This window comes from Rhizobium sp. PK7-22 (assembly GCF_056530405.1).
Genome location: NZ_CP096514.1, coordinates 2,646,569 through 2,660,173, shown reverse-complemented (window position 1 = coordinate 2,660,173; position 13,605 = coordinate 2,646,569). Strand labels below are relative to the sequence as shown.

Here is a 13,605-nt window from a genome sequence, read left to right as displayed (position 1 = left end):
GCCCCCTGGCATTGGGACTGGCGTTCGCAGGCAGACGGAGGGCCGGTCGGTACCGGCCCCCGCAGACATCGTAGAACTGGCGGGCGTTTACTCCGCAGCCTCTGCATAATCGCTCATCGGCGGGCACGTACATACCAGGTTGCGGTCACCGTAGACATTGTCGATGCGGTTGACCGGCGACCAGTATTTGTCGACCCGGAAAGAGCCCGGCGGGAAGCATGCCTGTTCGCGCGAATAGGGGCGATCCCAATCGCCGACCAGATCCTCCACCGTGTGCGGCGCGTTCTTGAGCGGGTTGTTGTCCCGGTCCATGCGGCCGTCCTCGATGGCGCGAGCCTCTTCGCGGATGGTGAGCATGGCGTCGCAGAAACGGTCGATCTCCGCCTTTGTCTCCGATTCGGTCGGCTCGATCATCAGCGTGCCGGCGACGGGCCAGCTCATGGTCGGCGCGTGGAAGCCGCAGTCGATCAGGCGCTTGGCGACATCGTCCACCGTCACGCCGGCCGATGCGCTGAGCGGGCGCGTATCGATAATGCACTCATGCGCCACGCGGCCTGCCGCCGATTTGTAGAGCACATCATAGGCGCCCTTCAGGCGGGCTGCGATGTAGTTGGCGTTGAGGATCGCCACCTTCGTCGCCTGCGTCAGTCCTTCGCCACCCATCATCAGGCAGTAGGACCAGGAAATCGGCAGGATCGACGGGGAGCCGAACGGGGCTGCCGAAACCGCGCCCTCCCGGCCGTCCCATTGCGGGTGACCCGGAAGATGCGGCGCCAGATGCGCCTTCACGCCGATCGGTCCCATGCCCGGCCCGCCGCCGCCATGCGGAATGCAGAAGGTCTTGTGCAGGTTGAGATGGCTGACGTCGGAGCCGATGTCACCGGGCCGGGACAGGCCGACCATGGCGTTCATGTTGGCCCCGTCGAGGTAGACCTGACCACCGTGCTTGTGTGTGATCGCGCAGATCTCGCTAACGGTCTCCTCGAAGACCCCGTGCGTCGACGGGTAGGTGATCATGCAGGCGGCGAGGTTCTCTGCATGCAGTTCGGCCTTGGCGCGAAAATCATCGAGATCGACGTCACCGTTTTCCATTGCCTTCACCGGCACCACCTTCATGCCGACCATCTGCGCCGAAGCGGGATTGGTGCCGTGCGCGGAGGTCGGGATCAGGCAGACGTCGCGGTGGGTCTCACCGCGGGCGATGTGGTAGTTGCGGATGGTGAGCAGACCCGCATACTCGCCCTGGGCTCCGGAATTCGGCTGCATCGAGAAAGCCTCGTAGCCGGTGATCTGGCAGAGCTTGGCCGAGAGATCGTCGATCATCTCCTTGTAGCCGAGCGCCTGGTCGGCCGGCACGAAGGGGTGGATGTCGGCAAACTCCGGCCAGGTGATCGGCAGCATTTCCGCCGTGGCATTCAGCTTCATGGTGCAGGAGCCGAGCGGGATCATCGCCCGGTCGAGCGCCAGGTCGCGGTCCGAGAGACGGCGGATGTAGCGGGTCATCTCGCTCTCGGCGCGGTTCATGTGGAAGATCGGGTGCGTCATGTACTCCGACTTGCGCAGGAGTTCGTTCGGCAGGCGGTATTCGGCGGAGAAATCACCGGCCCTGAAGTTTCCGCCGAAGGCGCGCCAGACGGCTTCCAGCGTCGCCGGCCGGGTGCGCTCGTCGAGCGACATGCCGATCTTCGTCTCGCCGACCTTGCGCAGGTTGACGCCTTCCGCCACTGCTGCCCGCAGGATCAGCGCCTGCATGTGACCGACCTCGACGGTGAAGGTGTCGAAGAAGGCTTGCGGTTCGATGGCGTAGCCGAGCTTCTCCAGCCCCTTGGCCATCAGCACCGCCTTCTTGTGGACCTGCTGGGCAATCGCCTTGAGACCTTCCGGCCCATGGAAGACGCCGTACATGGAGGCCATGACGGCCAACAGCACCTGTGCGGTGCAGATGTTGGAGGTCGCCTTCTCGCGGCGGATGTGCTGCTCGCGGGTCTGCAGCGACAGCCGATAGGCGCGGTTGCCGCGGGCATCGACGGAGACACCGACGAGACGCCCGGGCATGGCGCGCTTGTGGGCATCCTTGACGGCCATATAGGCGGCGTGCGGTCCACCGTAGCCGACCGGGACGCCGAAGCGCTGCGAGGAGCCGATGGCAATATCGGCCTCCATTTCGCCCGGCGATTTTAGAAGCGTCAGCGCCAGCGGGTCGGCGGCGACGGCCGCCACGGCGCCCGTCTGGTGCAGGCGGGCGATCAGGCCGGTGAAGTCGCGGACATGGCCGTGGGTGCCGGGATACTGGAAGATGGCGCCGAAGACGTCGACCGGGTCGAGGTCGCTGAAGGGATCGCCGATGACGACGCTCCAGCCAAGCGGGGCTGCGCGGGTCTCGATCAGCGCAATGGTCTGCGGATGGCAGGCCGCATCGACGAAGAAGGCGGTCGCCTTGGATTTCGCCTGGCGCTGGCAGAGCGCCATGGCCTCGGCGGCCGCGGTCGCCTCGTCGAGCAGCGAGGCGTTGGCCACGTCGAGGCCGGTCAGGTCGCAGATCATCGTCTGGAAATTGAGAAGAGCTTCCAGGCGACCTTGCGAGATTTCGGGCTGGTAAGGCGTATAGGCCGTGTACCAGGCAGGGTTCTCGAGAATGTTGCGCTGGATCACCGGCGGCGTGATGGTGCCGTAATAGCCCTGGCCGATCAGAGTTGTCAGCACCTGGTTCCGGTTGGCGGTCTCGCGCAGCTTGTCGAGCGCCTCACGCTCCGACAGGGCCGCACCCCAGGCCAGCGGCTCGGTCTGGCGGATCGTGGACGGCACGGTGGCGTCGATCAGCGCATCCAGCGTTGGATATCCGATCACCTTCAGCATGTCGGTCATCTCGGACGGAGAGGGACCGATATGGCGGCGGTTGGCGAAGTCATAGGGCTGGTAGTCGGTGAAATGGAAGTCGGTGCTGTCGCTCATCCGATGAGATCCTTGTAGGCGGCTTCATCCATCAAAGCATCGAGATCGGAGCTGTTCTTCAGCTTCAGCTTGAAGAACCAGCCGGCGCCCTGCGGGTCCGAGTTGACGACGGATGGATCGTCTACGATGGCCTGGTTGACCTCGGTGACTTCGCCGTCGAGCGGCGCATAGACATCGGACGCGGCCTTGACGGATTCGACGGTGGCGGCATTGCCGTCCTTGGTAAGCTCAGTGCCGACGTCCGGCAGTTCGACGAAGACGAGATCGCCGAGCTGTTCGGCGGCATGCGTGGTGATACCGACGGTGGCGACATCGCCCTCGAGCTTCAGCCATTCGTGTTCGGCGGTGAATTTCAACATGGTTCTCTCCGGAGGATTTTTCAGCGTTTGTAGGTGGGGGTGATGAAGGGCAGAGCGGTGACGGTGAGCGGCAGATACTTGCCGCGCACCTCCGCAAAGACCTGGGTGCCGGGTTCGGACCTGGCGGAGGGCACGTAACCCATGGCCACGGGTCCCTCGGCCGTCGGGCCGAATGTTCCGGACGTGACTTCGCCGATCTCGTCACGCCCCTCGGCGTCAGCATAGAGCTTCGCATGGGCCCGCACCGGGGCCTTGCCCTCGGGCCGCAGGCCGACGCGACGGCGCGAGGTCCCTTCCGTCAGTTCCGCGAGAATGCGCTCTGAGCCGGGGAAGCCGCCCTCGCGCTCGCCGCCTGAACGGCGAACCTTCTGGATCGCCCATTCGAGCGATGCTTCGATCGGCGTGGTGGTGGTGTCGATGTCGTTGCCATAGAGGCAGAGCCCGGCTTCCAGCCGCAGCGAATCGCGGGCGCCAAGGCCGATCGCCTCGCAGTCGGGCTGGGAGAGAAGAGCCTTTGCCAGTTCCTCCGCCTTGTCGGCGGGAACCGAGATTTCGAAGCCGTCTTCGCCGGAATAGCCGGAGCGGGAAACGATGCAGGCGGCACCAGCAAGGTCGACGTCACGGACGTCCATGAACTTCATTGTGGAGACTTCGGGAGCGAGCGATGCCAGCACAGACTCAGCTTTGGGACCCTGCAGCGCGAGCAGCGCCCGGTCTTCCAGAAGCGTTACCGAACATCCGGGAAGATGCGCCTGCATATGGGCGACATCCGCCTCCTTGCAGGCGGCGTTGACGACGACGAGGAGATGGTCGCCGCGATTGGCGATCATCAGATCGTCGAGGACGTGACCGTTGTCGTCGGTGAAGAAACCATAGCGCTGGCGACCTTGCTTGAGACCGAGGATGTCGACCGGCACCAGCCGCTCCAGTGCCATCGCTGCATCGGCATAGGTGCCGGAGGCGGCCTTCACGATGACCTGGCCCATGTGCGAGACGTCGAAGAGACCGGCGGCGCTGCGCGTCTGCAGGTGCTCCTTCATCACGCCCGCCGGGTATTGCACGGGCATGTCGTAGCCGGCGAAGGGTACCATCTTCGCCCCAAGTGAAAGGTGAAGGGCGTGCAGCGGGGTCTGTTTCAGGGTAGGGCTGTTATCCAAGAACAAGGGCCTCCAGGTTACGCGCAGGGCGCGGTCGCTCAATCATAGGCGCGAATGCGCCCGGTTCATGAGCCCCCTCTGTCCTTGTCGCCTGAGATTGTTATCCCTTCGGCGTGCCCTGTCTGACGACGGGGCCTCTCTCCAGAGTCCTGTTAGGCCGTGCGCTGGTCCTTTTGCCTGAGAGTTTCCGGGGCGGTTGCTCCTTCGGCACCGCAGTAAAGCGGCTTCTCCCAACGTACGTGGCGCCCATTATCCGTGAGGCCGACTGCTTGGCAAGCGTCAAATGTCGCTGCCAGCAAGATTCTTGTCGCTTGACCTCGGGTGCCGGCTGCGGCGCAAAGAAGCAGTCGCCGCGAATTGCGCTTTGCCACCCCGTGGGATATCGGAAGCAGAGAGCTTCGGAACCCGACATGATCACGAGCAACTGGACATCGGCGAACATCCTGCGCGTCTTCTGCGCAATGGTGTTCCTGTCGCTCGGGTTTGGCCACAGGCCGGTTCAGGCCGCGACACCGCTCGAGTCCTATGGTGAAGAGTATCGGCTGCCGGACGGCAGCTTCGCCGACATTTGCGCGGCCGGACATGACGAGCAGCAGCACGGCGCGCTTCCCGCCTGCGAAGTCTGCCGCCTGGCCTCCTCGATCGTCCTTCCGACGCCTGCCGGTGGCGTCGATCTTCCGAGCGAGGCGGCCGTCCTCGACAACCCGCTTTGCGTTGCCTCGCTGAACCTCGGCTTCACCGCACTGGCGCGCGCGACCTCCCGTGGCCCACCCTTCGCCGGCTGATTGACCGTCACTCATTCAGCAACGCTCCCGGCGCAGGCAAGGCCACGACCGGAGGGAACCATCATCATGACCAAGATCAGAACCCTGGCCCTGTCTGCCATTCTCGGCGCAGCCGCAGCCGGCAGCGCAGAAGCGCACGCCACATTCATCGAATCCACCGTCAAGGCAGAAAGCTACGTCGTCATGTCGCTGCAGGTGCCGCATGGGTGCGACGGCAAGGCGACCAACGAGGTGCGCATGGAACTGCCGGAAGGCTTCGTCTTCGCCAAGCCGCAGCCGAAGCCTGGCTGGGCTCTTGAGATCACCGAAGGCGACTACGCACATTCCTACGACAACCACGGCACTCCCGTGACCAGCGGACCCGTCGAGATCCGTTGGACGGGCGGAGACCTGCCGGACGCCTATTACGACACCTTCGTCGTGCGCGGCAAAATTTCCGGCATTGAAGTCGGCACGGTCCTAGCCTTCCCAGCAACGCAGTTGTGCGGCAGCGATGCGAGCGTCGCCTGGACCGAGGTCGCCGCGCCTGGCACCGATCCGCATTCGCTGGAAAGCCCGGCACCGACCGTCACGGTCGTTGCCCAGGAGGCTACCGATCATCAAGCGATGCATGGCGGTCACGGCCAGGCTGCGGCTGCCGCACTTCCTTCGGTCGGCGATCTCGAGTTGGACAGAGGCTATGTCCGAGCCATGCTGCCGGGCCAGCCTGTCGGCGGCGGCTTCGTCACCATCAAGAACAATGGGAGCGAGGATGACCGCCTCGTGTCGGTCTCGTCGCCGGCCGCCGGGACGGTGGAGCTCCACGAGATGGCCATGCAGGGCGAGGTGATGAAGATGCGCAAGCTCGACAGCGGCATTCCGGTGCCTGCCGGTGAAACGGTGGAGCTGAAGGCGGGCGGGCTGCACATGATGTTCATGCAGGTAAAGACACCCTTTGCCGAAGGCGACACGGTGCCCGTGACCTTGACGTTCGAAAAGGCCGGCGAAATTCAGCTGACCCTGCCGGTGACCTCGGCAGCGCCTGGCGGCCATTCGCACAACTGATGCCATTCTCCCAACGAGAAAGATGCTCGCGGCCTTTGTTGCTGCGAGCCATCACATTCACGGGCTGACTGGCGCGCGATTGCTGCTGGTCTGACTGTCTGGTGACGATCAGTCTTCAAGGTCGCGATAGGCGGCCTGCGCCTGAGCGAGCGTGGTGCGCTGCTCCGGCTGCTGCTCCGGCGATAGTAGGTCCAAGCCTACGGCGGCTGCCGGAATCAGTTGCTCGATCGTCGGATCACCTGTCTCGGCCCGCAGGGCATTGCGGTCGGCGGCGAGGCGGATGTCTTCCGCCCGATCCTTCACAGACAGACGTCGAGCGGGCTTCATCGCATCCGATGCGTAGGCCGCCGTGTTGGCTGAAACTGAAAGAACCAAGGTCATCGCTTAAATCCACTACTCCAGGTTAAAACCTAATGCAGCGCGGCTTGGTTCCCTGTTAAGGAACAAATCGGCATTTTAACCACCTGTCATTTTTTTGTCTTCGTTGGGCCAACCAATCATGTCGAATATGCTCCTTGTCGCCCTCGGCGGCGCTTCCGGCTCCGTTCTGCGCTATCTCGTCGGCCACTGGAGCCTTCGGCAATTCGGCCCGGCTTTCCCCTGGGGAACGCTGATCGTCAACGTCGTCGGCTCGTTCGCGATCGGTTTTCTGGCCGAGTTCATTGCGCGCCGGCTGAATGCCCCGGCGGAAATGCGGCTCCTGCTGGTCACCGGCTTCCTCGGCGGCTTCACCACCTTTTCGGCCTTTTCGCTGGATGCCCTGCTCCTCTTCGAGCGCGGTGCGGTGACAACGGCGGTCGCCTATGTGGTGGCAAGTGTTGCCGTGTCGCTTGTGGCCGTGACGGCCGGGCTGGCGCTTGGTCGGGCGATGTTCTAAACAGCCTCGAAAAGCGACAGAACAAGAAGAAAGAATATTATGGCAGGCATCGAGCACATCCGCGTCGAGGCGGACGAAGCGGGCATGCGCCTGGACCGCTGGTTCAAAATTCACTATCCGGGCCTTGCCTTCGGGGCGCTCCAGAAGCTGCTGCGCTCCGGTCAGGTGCGCGTCGACGGCGGCCGGGTCAAATCCGACGCGCGCGTTCAGCCGGGCCAGACGGTGCGCATTCCGCCGCTCGACGTTGATGCCAAGAAGGCAGGCCCGATCGCCGGCAAGGACCTCAAGCATTCCAGCGACTACGAGCTTCTGCAGCGCATGGTGCTGCATGAGGACGACAAGGTGATCGTGCTGAACAAGCCGGCCGGTCTTGCGGTACAGGGCGGTTCGGGCGTTACGCGCCACATCGACCAGATGCTCGACGCCTGGACGAGCCCGAGGGGCGAGAAGCCCCGGCTCGTGCATCGGCTCGACCGCGACACCTCCGGCGTGCTGGTGATTGCCCGCACCAGGGGCGCCGCCCAGAAGCTGACGGCGGCCTTTCGCGAGCGCGACACCAAGAAGACCTATTGGGCGCTGGTCAAGGGCGTGCCCCGCAAGCACCAGGACAAGATTTCCACATGGCTAGTGAAGGAAGCGACACCGGACGGTGACCGGATGCGGATCGCCAAGCATGGCGAAGACGGCGCCGATCACGCGGTGACCTTCTATCGGGTTCTCGAGACCGCGGCTCAAACGATGGCCTGGCTGGAAATGGAACCCTATACCGGCCGTACGCACCAGCTGCGCGTGCATGCGCTGCACATCGGCCATCCGATCATCGGCGATCCGAAGTATGAAGACGACGACATCAACTGGCCGTTCCCGGGCGGCATCCAGAAGCGGCTGCACCTGCACGCCCGCCACATCGACGTGCCACACCCCGAGGGCGGGCGGCTGCGGGTGACGGCGCCCTTGCCGCCGCACATGGTGCAGAGCTGGAACCTGCTGGGTCTCGACATGGAGAACGGGCGGAGAGACGACGAATGAAGCTCGTCCTCTTCGATTGCGACGGCACGCTTGTCGACAGTGCCAGCCTCATCCACGAGACCATGCGCCGGACCTTCCTGCGTTTCGAGAAGCCGGAGCCGAAACTCGAGGAGACCAAGGCGATCATCGGGCTGACGCTCGACATCGCCATCGCGCGGATGCTCGGCCGGCCGCATGCCGGCGACGAAGAGGTCGAGATGATGGCCTACTACAAGTCGCTGTTCTCGGTCGTGCGCAAGGAACTCGATTTCCATGAGCCGCTGTTTGACGGCATTCGCGAGCTGATCGACACGATCGGACCGCGGAACGACCTGCGGATCGGTGCCGTCACCGGCAAGTCGAGGCGGGGGCTGAATCACCTGATGGAAATCCACGGCTTCGACAAGCACTTCATCGTGTCCCGGACGGCGGACGAGTGTCCCTCCAAGCCGCACCCGGCCATGGTCACCGAGTGTTGCGACGAAACAGGGCTGGTACCGGGCGTCACCCTTGTGATCGGCGATGCCATCTACGATATGCAGATGGCAAAGGCGGCCGGCGCGACAGCCATCGGCGTCTCCTGGGGCTATGCCGCGGTGGACGAGCTTTGGAACGCGGGAGCCGACGCCATCGTTGACCATCCGAGCGAACTGCTTGTCCACATCGGCTGAGGTATTCCATGCGTGAACTGTTCGACCTTCCGGAGGGCTTGAGCCACCCCGACCCTACCCGCCGGGCCCAGATCCAGATGAAGCGCCCGCTGCCGAAGCGGTTCTATACGGATGTCTCGGTGGCCCAGGGGGACGAAGGCTATGCCATTCATCTCGACGGTCGACCGGTACGGACGCCGGCCAAAAATGCTCTGGTGGTCCCCACCGCTGCCCTGGCGGACCTGATGCGCGTCGAATGGGATGCCCAGGTGGAGCATATTGACCCGGTGACCATGCCGGTGACGAAGCTCGTCAACACTGCGATCGACGGCGTGGCGATCGATCCGCAGGCGGTCTTCGAGGATATCCTGCGATTTTCCTCGAGCGACCTCCTCTGCTACCGGGCCGATGGCCCGGATGAGCTCGTGGCACGCCAGTCGGAGCGCTGGGACCCGCTGATCGATTGGGCGGCCAACGATCTTGGTGCCCGCTTCATCCTGATCGAAGGCATCATGCCGCAGGACCAGCCGCGCGAGGCGATTGCCGCCTTTGCCGTGACCTTGCGCAAATATGATACGCCGATCGAGCTTGCCAGTCTCCATACGGTGACGACTCTGACCGGTTCCGCAATCCTGGCACTGGCATTTGCGGAAGACCGCCTTTCGGTGGACGGAGTGTGGTCGATTGCCCACCTCGACGAGGACTGGACGGATGAACACTGGGGTGTCGATCCGGAAGCGCAGCTGCGGCGCGCAAAGCGTCAGGAGGAACTGCAAGCGTCGGCGGCAGCCTTCCTCAGCCTTCGGCCCGCGGTTTAAGCCTTCGCTAACTCTGTAGGCGGCATGATCCGGGAAATGTTCCCGGGACACCCCGATGCGCCGCCTCTTTCCCATTTGCCTGCTGATGGCAGTTCTGCCGCTTCTGATGGCGTTCCGGCTGGAGACAGCCGCTCGCGGTCCGGAGTCGCTGCTTTATGATGTTCGCGGTGCCTTCGTTGCAGCAAGGTCGGACATCCCGCCGGTGGTCGTCGCCGAAACAGACCGGCTGGTGAACGAGGCGATCTTCTCCACCGTCCGCCAGCGGGTCCTGCCACGGACGATCCTCACTGTCCGGATCCATCGCCTTACGAAACTGCCGGTGCTTCTGGGCAGGAAGCGCGAGGCTGCCGTCTCGGTGAAGGCGGTTTCCGTTGCCAATGGCGAGGTGATCGCGGAGGGCAGCTTCAGCGTGGTCGTCTATTCGCTGAACGCCGGTGGTGTCGATCTCCTGCTGGCGGAACGAATCGCCAAACGGGTTGCGGCCGAGTTCCAGCTCTCGGGCGAGCGCCGATCGACACTGGCGACGGCGCTGTCTTCCGGCCGCTAGAGATCAGCCGGCGGCCACCTTCAACCCGATGATGCCGGTGATTATCATGGCAATGCAGCCGAGGCGAAGCGCGGTCGCCGGCTCGGCAAACAGGACCATGCCGAGGATGACCGTGCCGACGGTGCCGATGCCTGTCCAGACGGCATAGGCGGTGCCGACTGGCAGCGTGCGGATCGCAAGCCCCAGAAGCACCACGGATATCAGCATGGCGACAAGGGTGAGGACCGTCGGGATCGGACGGGTGAAGCCCTCGGTGTATTTCAAGCCGATCGCCCAGCCGATTTCGAACAGTCCCGCAAGGGTGAGAAGGATCCAGGCCAATGTCTTACTCCGTGTGAAGGGAGCGAGGCCGTCCCCGCGATCGTGACCGGGAAACCCGGCGGCAGCCGTCTGCCAAGACGGATATGGTGCCGATCGATGGGGACGACAAGGTTTCCAGTGCCGACTATGCCAGCCGCTCCGCATGCCATTTCAGGTGGTCGTCCATGAAGGTCGAGATGAAATAGTAGGAGTGGTCGTAGCGCTCGTGCATCCGGAGCGTCAGGCCGATGCCGGTGTCCTTGATGGCCTCTTCGAAGAGCCATGGGCGCAGTCCGTCCTCCAGGAAGCTGTCGGCCTTGCCCTGGTCGATCAGGAACTCCGGAAAACGGGCACCGTCTTTCACCAGCGCACAGGCGTCGTAGGCGCGCCAGGACGAGCGGTCTGTGCCGAGATATTTCTCCAACGCCGGAGCCGACCAGTCAGCCGTCGACGGCTGCACGATCGGGGCAAAGGCCGAGCAGCTGCGGAAGCGGTCCGGGTTCTTCAGCGCGATCGTCATGGCGCCGTGACCTCCCATGGAGTGGCCGAAGATGCCCTGGCGATCCATGTCGACGCGGAAATGCTGGGCGATGAAATTCGGCAGCTCTTCCGTGATGTAGGTGTACATCTGGTAGTGCTCGGCCCAAGGCTTCTCGGTCGCATCAAGGTAGAAGCTGGCGCCCTTGCCCATCTTCCAGTCGGTAAGCTCGTCGGGAACGTCGTTGCCGCGTGGGCTCGTGTCCGGGCAGACAACAATCAGCCCCAGTTCGGCGGCCATGCGCCGGTATTCTCCCTTTTCCATGACATTGGCATGGGTGCAGGTGAGGCCTGACAGGTACCAGACAACCGGGCAGGGCTCCTGCGTCGCCTTCGGGGGTACATAGACGGCAAAGGTCATCTCGCCCTGGCAGGCGTCCGAGTCGTGGGAGAAGACCCCCTGCATGCCGCCAAAGGCGGTGTTCTGGGAAAGGACTTTCATGGCGTGTCTCCGGGTGGTGTCATGCTTTTGGCGCGACGGCAGAGCCGATCGAGCACCTCGAGAAACTTGGATCGGTCGCGCGGACTGAAGGCGGCGTTATACCCCTTGCTTTCGCCGGTTTCGCGCAGGTGCTGGCCGAGATCGCGCATGGCGGTCGCCATGCCGATGTTGCCTTCGTCGAAGACGCGGCCGGTCGGGCCGGTGACGAGGGCGCCTGCGCGGACACAGCGTCCGGCCAGCGGCACGTCGGCGGTGATGACGATGTCGCCGGGTCCGGCGCGCTCGGCGATCCAATCGTCGGCGGCATCGAAGGCGCCCGAGACGATGACGTTGTGGATCATCGGATCGCGCGAGGGGCGCAGGCCGGAATTGGCAACCAGCGTCACCTCCAGCCCGTGCCGCTCGGCGACCTTCATGACCTCCGGCTTGACCGGGCAGGCGTCTGCATCGACATAGATCACGAGGCCGGTCTCTCCATGTCCACATGCGGGATGCCGTCTTCGACGTATTCAGCGGAGGTCGCGGCAAAGCCGAGCGCGCCGTAGAATGCCTGCAGATGGCTCTGCGCCGAAATCGCGATCGGTTCGCCGGGATAGAGCCTCTCACATGCCTCGATCGCCTCGCGCATCAGGGCCTCGCCAAGCCGCCTGCCGCGATGCCTGGGCGAGACGGCGACGCGGCCGATGCGCGGATGATGGTCCGCCGTCGGCCGCCACAGGCGGGCGCAGGCAATCAGTTCGCCCTCCGCCAGCAGCCGCAGATGCAGGCAGTCGGCGTCATTGCCGTCGAGCTCCGGATAGGGGCATTCCTGCTCCACCACGAAGACGTCGACACGCAGTTTCAGCATCGCGTAGAGATCGACCGCGGAGAATGCCTCCATCCTCCGCAGATCGACGTCGTAGGGTTTGGCAGGCATCAGTAGACCACGACGCCGCGGATGCTTTCGCCCTTGTGCATCAACTCGAAGCCCTTGTTGATGTCTTCGAGCGGCATCGTATGGGTGATCATCGGATCGATCTGGATCTTGCCTTCCATGTACCAGTCGACGATCTTGGGCACATCGGTGCGGCCGCGCGCGCCGCCGAAGGCGGTGCCCATCCAGTTGCGGCCGGTGACCAGCTGGAAGGGACGCGTCGAGATCTCCTGACCCGCACCCGCGACGCCGATGATGATCGACTTGCCCCAGCCACGGTGCGAGGCTTCCAGCGCCTGGCGCATGACCTTGGTGTTGCCGGTGCAGTCGAAGGTGTAGTCGGCGCCGCCGATCAGGTCGCCGTTGCGCTTCGTCATGTTGACGAGATGGGGCACGATGTCGTCGCCGACTTCCTTCGGATTGACGAAGTGCGTCATGCCGAACTTCTCGCCCCACGCCTTGCGGTCGTTGTTGATGTCGACGCCGATGATCATGTCGGCGCCGGCAAGACGCAGACCCTGCAGCACGTTCAGCCCGATCCCGCCGAGGCCGAAGACGATGGCGGTCGAGCCGATCTCGACCTTGGCGGTGTTGATCACCGCGCCGATGCCGGTCGTCACGCCGCAGCCGATGTAGCAGATCTTGTCGAAGGGCGCGTCGGGGTTGACCTTGGCAACGGCGATCTCCGGCAGGACCGTGTAATTGGCGAAGGTCGAGCAGCCCATGTAGTGGTGGATCTTGTCCTTGCCGATCGAGAAGCGCGAGGTGCCGTCCGGCATCAGGCCCTGGCCCTGGGTCGAGCGGATCGCGGTGCAGAGATTGGTCTTGCGCGACAGGCAGGAATAGCACTCGCGGCATTCCGGCGTGTAGAGCGGGATGACGTGATCGCCCTTCTTCACCGAGGTCACGCCGGGGCCGACGTCGACGACGATGCCAGCTCCCTCATGGCCGAGAATGGCTGGAAACAGGCCTTCAGGATCGGCGCCGGAAAGGGTGAAATCGTCGGTGTGGCAGATGCCTGTCGCCTTTACCTCGATCAGCACTTCACCCGCGCGGGGGCCCTCCAGTTGAACGGTCATAACTTCAAGCGGCTTGCCAGCCTGAACGGCAACGGCGGCGCGGACATCCATGATATCTCTCCTCAATGCGAATCCGCGCGACCTTCGCATGCCGCGAAACCAGGCTCAAGCGACAAGCGTTGCCATGCAGACCTCGG

Annotated in this window: 16 protein-coding genes and 2 riboswitches; of the genes, 7 read left to right on the top strand and 9 right to left on the bottom strand. The window is 64.0% G+C overall.

Going from position 1 to position 13,605, the window contains the following annotated elements; genetic code table 11:
* Nucleotides 1–87: 87 nt before the first annotated feature.
* Genes gcvP through gcvT form a run of 3 tightly spaced genes read right to left on the bottom strand, consistent with a single transcriptional unit; the run spans nt 88 to nt 4,468 of the window.
* Entirely contained in the window at nt 88–2,952 is a 2,865-nt protein-coding gene (gene gcvP / locus M1E10_RS17745) for an aminomethyl-transferring glycine dehydrogenase (RefSeq protein ID WP_499174129.1), read from the bottom strand.
* Complete coding sequence (gene gcvH / locus M1E10_RS17740) at nt 2,949–3,311, bottom strand: glycine cleavage system H protein (RefSeq protein ID WP_499174128.1); 363 nt, start codon at nt 3,309–3,311, stop codon at nt 2,949–2,951. The genes gcvP and gcvH overlap by 4 nt, the downstream gene beginning before the upstream one ends.
* Nucleotides 3,312–3,331: 20 nt before the next feature.
* Entirely contained in the window at nt 3,332–4,468 is a 1,137-nt protein-coding gene (gene gcvT, locus M1E10_RS17735) for a glycine cleavage system aminomethyltransferase GcvT (protein ID WP_499174127.1), read from the bottom strand.
* A gap of 68 nt (nt 4,469–4,536) precedes the next feature.
* Nucleotides 4,537–4,623, bottom strand: a riboswitch (glycine riboswitch).
* Nucleotides 4,624–4,711: riboswitch (glycine riboswitch) on the bottom strand.
* Nucleotides 4,712–4,878: 167 nt separating this feature from the next.
* Here gcvT and M1E10_RS17730 point away from each other — a divergent pair.
* Nucleotides 4,879–5,253 carry a hypothetical protein gene (locus tag M1E10_RS17730; protein WP_499174126.1) on the top strand — a complete coding sequence of 125 codons (375 nt, stop codon included), beginning with the start codon at nt 4,879–4,881 and terminating at the stop codon, nt 5,251–5,253.
* Nucleotides 5,254–5,319: 66 nt separating this feature from the next.
* On the top strand, nt 5,320–6,297 hold the full coding sequence (locus tag M1E10_RS17725) for a copper chaperone PCu(A)C domain-containing protein (protein ID WP_499174125.1): 978 nt from the start codon (nt 5,320–5,322) through the stop codon (nt 6,295–6,297).
* A gap of 108 nt (nt 6,298–6,405) precedes the next feature.
* On the opposite strand, the gene M1E10_RS17720 is transcribed toward M1E10_RS17725, so the two are convergent.
* Nucleotides 6,406–6,678: a hypothetical protein gene (locus M1E10_RS17720; RefSeq protein WP_499174124.1), complete on the bottom strand. Its 273-nt coding sequence runs from the start codon at nt 6,676–6,678 to the stop codon at nt 6,406–6,408.
* A 118-nt stretch (nt 6,679–6,796) separates the two neighbouring features.
* Here M1E10_RS17720 and crcB point away from each other — a divergent pair, with 118 nt between their 5' ends.
* From crcB to M1E10_RS17695, 5 genes are read left to right on the top strand one after another with little or no spacing between them, the layout of a single operon-like run.
* A complete protein-coding gene (crcB, locus tag M1E10_RS17715) occupies nt 6,797–7,174 on the top strand; it encodes a fluoride efflux transporter CrcB (RefSeq protein WP_499174123.1) in 378 nt (125 codons plus the stop codon).
* A 39-nt stretch (nt 7,175–7,213) separates the two neighbouring features.
* Nucleotides 7,214–8,203, top strand: a complete 990-nt coding sequence (locus M1E10_RS17710; protein WP_499174122.1) for an RluA family pseudouridine synthase — start codon at nt 7,214–7,216, stop codon at nt 8,201–8,203.
* Nucleotides 8,200–8,853, top strand: coding sequence for an HAD family hydrolase (locus tag M1E10_RS17705; protein WP_499174121.1), 654 nt, complete (start codon nt 8,200–8,202; stop codon nt 8,851–8,853). The genes M1E10_RS17710 and M1E10_RS17705 overlap by 4 nt, the downstream gene beginning before the upstream one ends.
* Nucleotides 8,854–8,861: 8 nt before the next feature.
* On the top strand, nt 8,862–9,650 hold the full coding sequence (locus tag M1E10_RS17700; protein WP_499174120.1) for an ATP12 family chaperone protein: 789 nt from the start codon (nt 8,862–8,864) through the stop codon (nt 9,648–9,650).
* A gap of 55 nt (nt 9,651–9,705) precedes the next feature.
* Nucleotides 9,706–10,197 carry a hypothetical protein gene (locus M1E10_RS17695; RefSeq protein WP_499174119.1) on the top strand — a complete coding sequence of 164 codons (492 nt, stop codon included), beginning with the start codon at nt 9,706–9,708 and terminating at the stop codon, nt 10,195–10,197.
* Nucleotides 10,198–10,200: 3 nt separating this feature from the next.
* Here the strand turns inward: M1E10_RS17695 and sugE are convergent, their stop codons facing one another.
* From sugE to M1E10_RS17670, 5 genes are all read right to left on the bottom strand, one after another.
* Nucleotides 10,201–10,518, bottom strand: a complete 318-nt coding sequence (gene sugE / locus M1E10_RS17690; RefSeq protein ID WP_499174118.1) for a DMT family transporter — start codon at nt 10,516–10,518, stop codon at nt 10,201–10,203.
* Nucleotides 10,519–10,642: 124 nt separating this feature from the next.
* A complete protein-coding gene (gene fghA, locus M1E10_RS17685) occupies nt 10,643–11,476 on the bottom strand; it encodes an alpha/beta hydrolase family protein (protein WP_499174117.1) in 834 nt (277 codons plus the stop codon).
* A complete protein-coding gene (locus M1E10_RS17680) occupies nt 11,473–11,937 on the bottom strand; it encodes a DUF188 domain-containing protein (protein ID WP_499174116.1) in 465 nt (154 codons plus the stop codon). Before M1E10_RS17680 ends, fghA begins: the two co-directional genes overlap by 4 nt.
* Nucleotides 11,934–12,392: a GNAT family N-acetyltransferase gene (locus M1E10_RS17675; RefSeq protein ID WP_499174115.1), complete on the bottom strand. Its 459-nt coding sequence runs from the start codon at nt 12,390–12,392 to the stop codon at nt 11,934–11,936. Before M1E10_RS17675 ends, M1E10_RS17680 begins: the two co-directional genes overlap by 4 nt.
* Nucleotides 12,392–13,519 carry an S-(hydroxymethyl)glutathione dehydrogenase/class III alcohol dehydrogenase gene (locus M1E10_RS17670; RefSeq protein WP_499174114.1) on the bottom strand — a complete coding sequence of 376 codons (1,128 nt, stop codon included), beginning with the start codon at nt 13,517–13,519 and terminating at the stop codon, nt 12,392–12,394. Before M1E10_RS17670 ends, M1E10_RS17675 begins: the two co-directional genes overlap by 1 nt.
* Between the last annotated feature and the right edge of the window lie 86 nt (nt 13,520–13,605).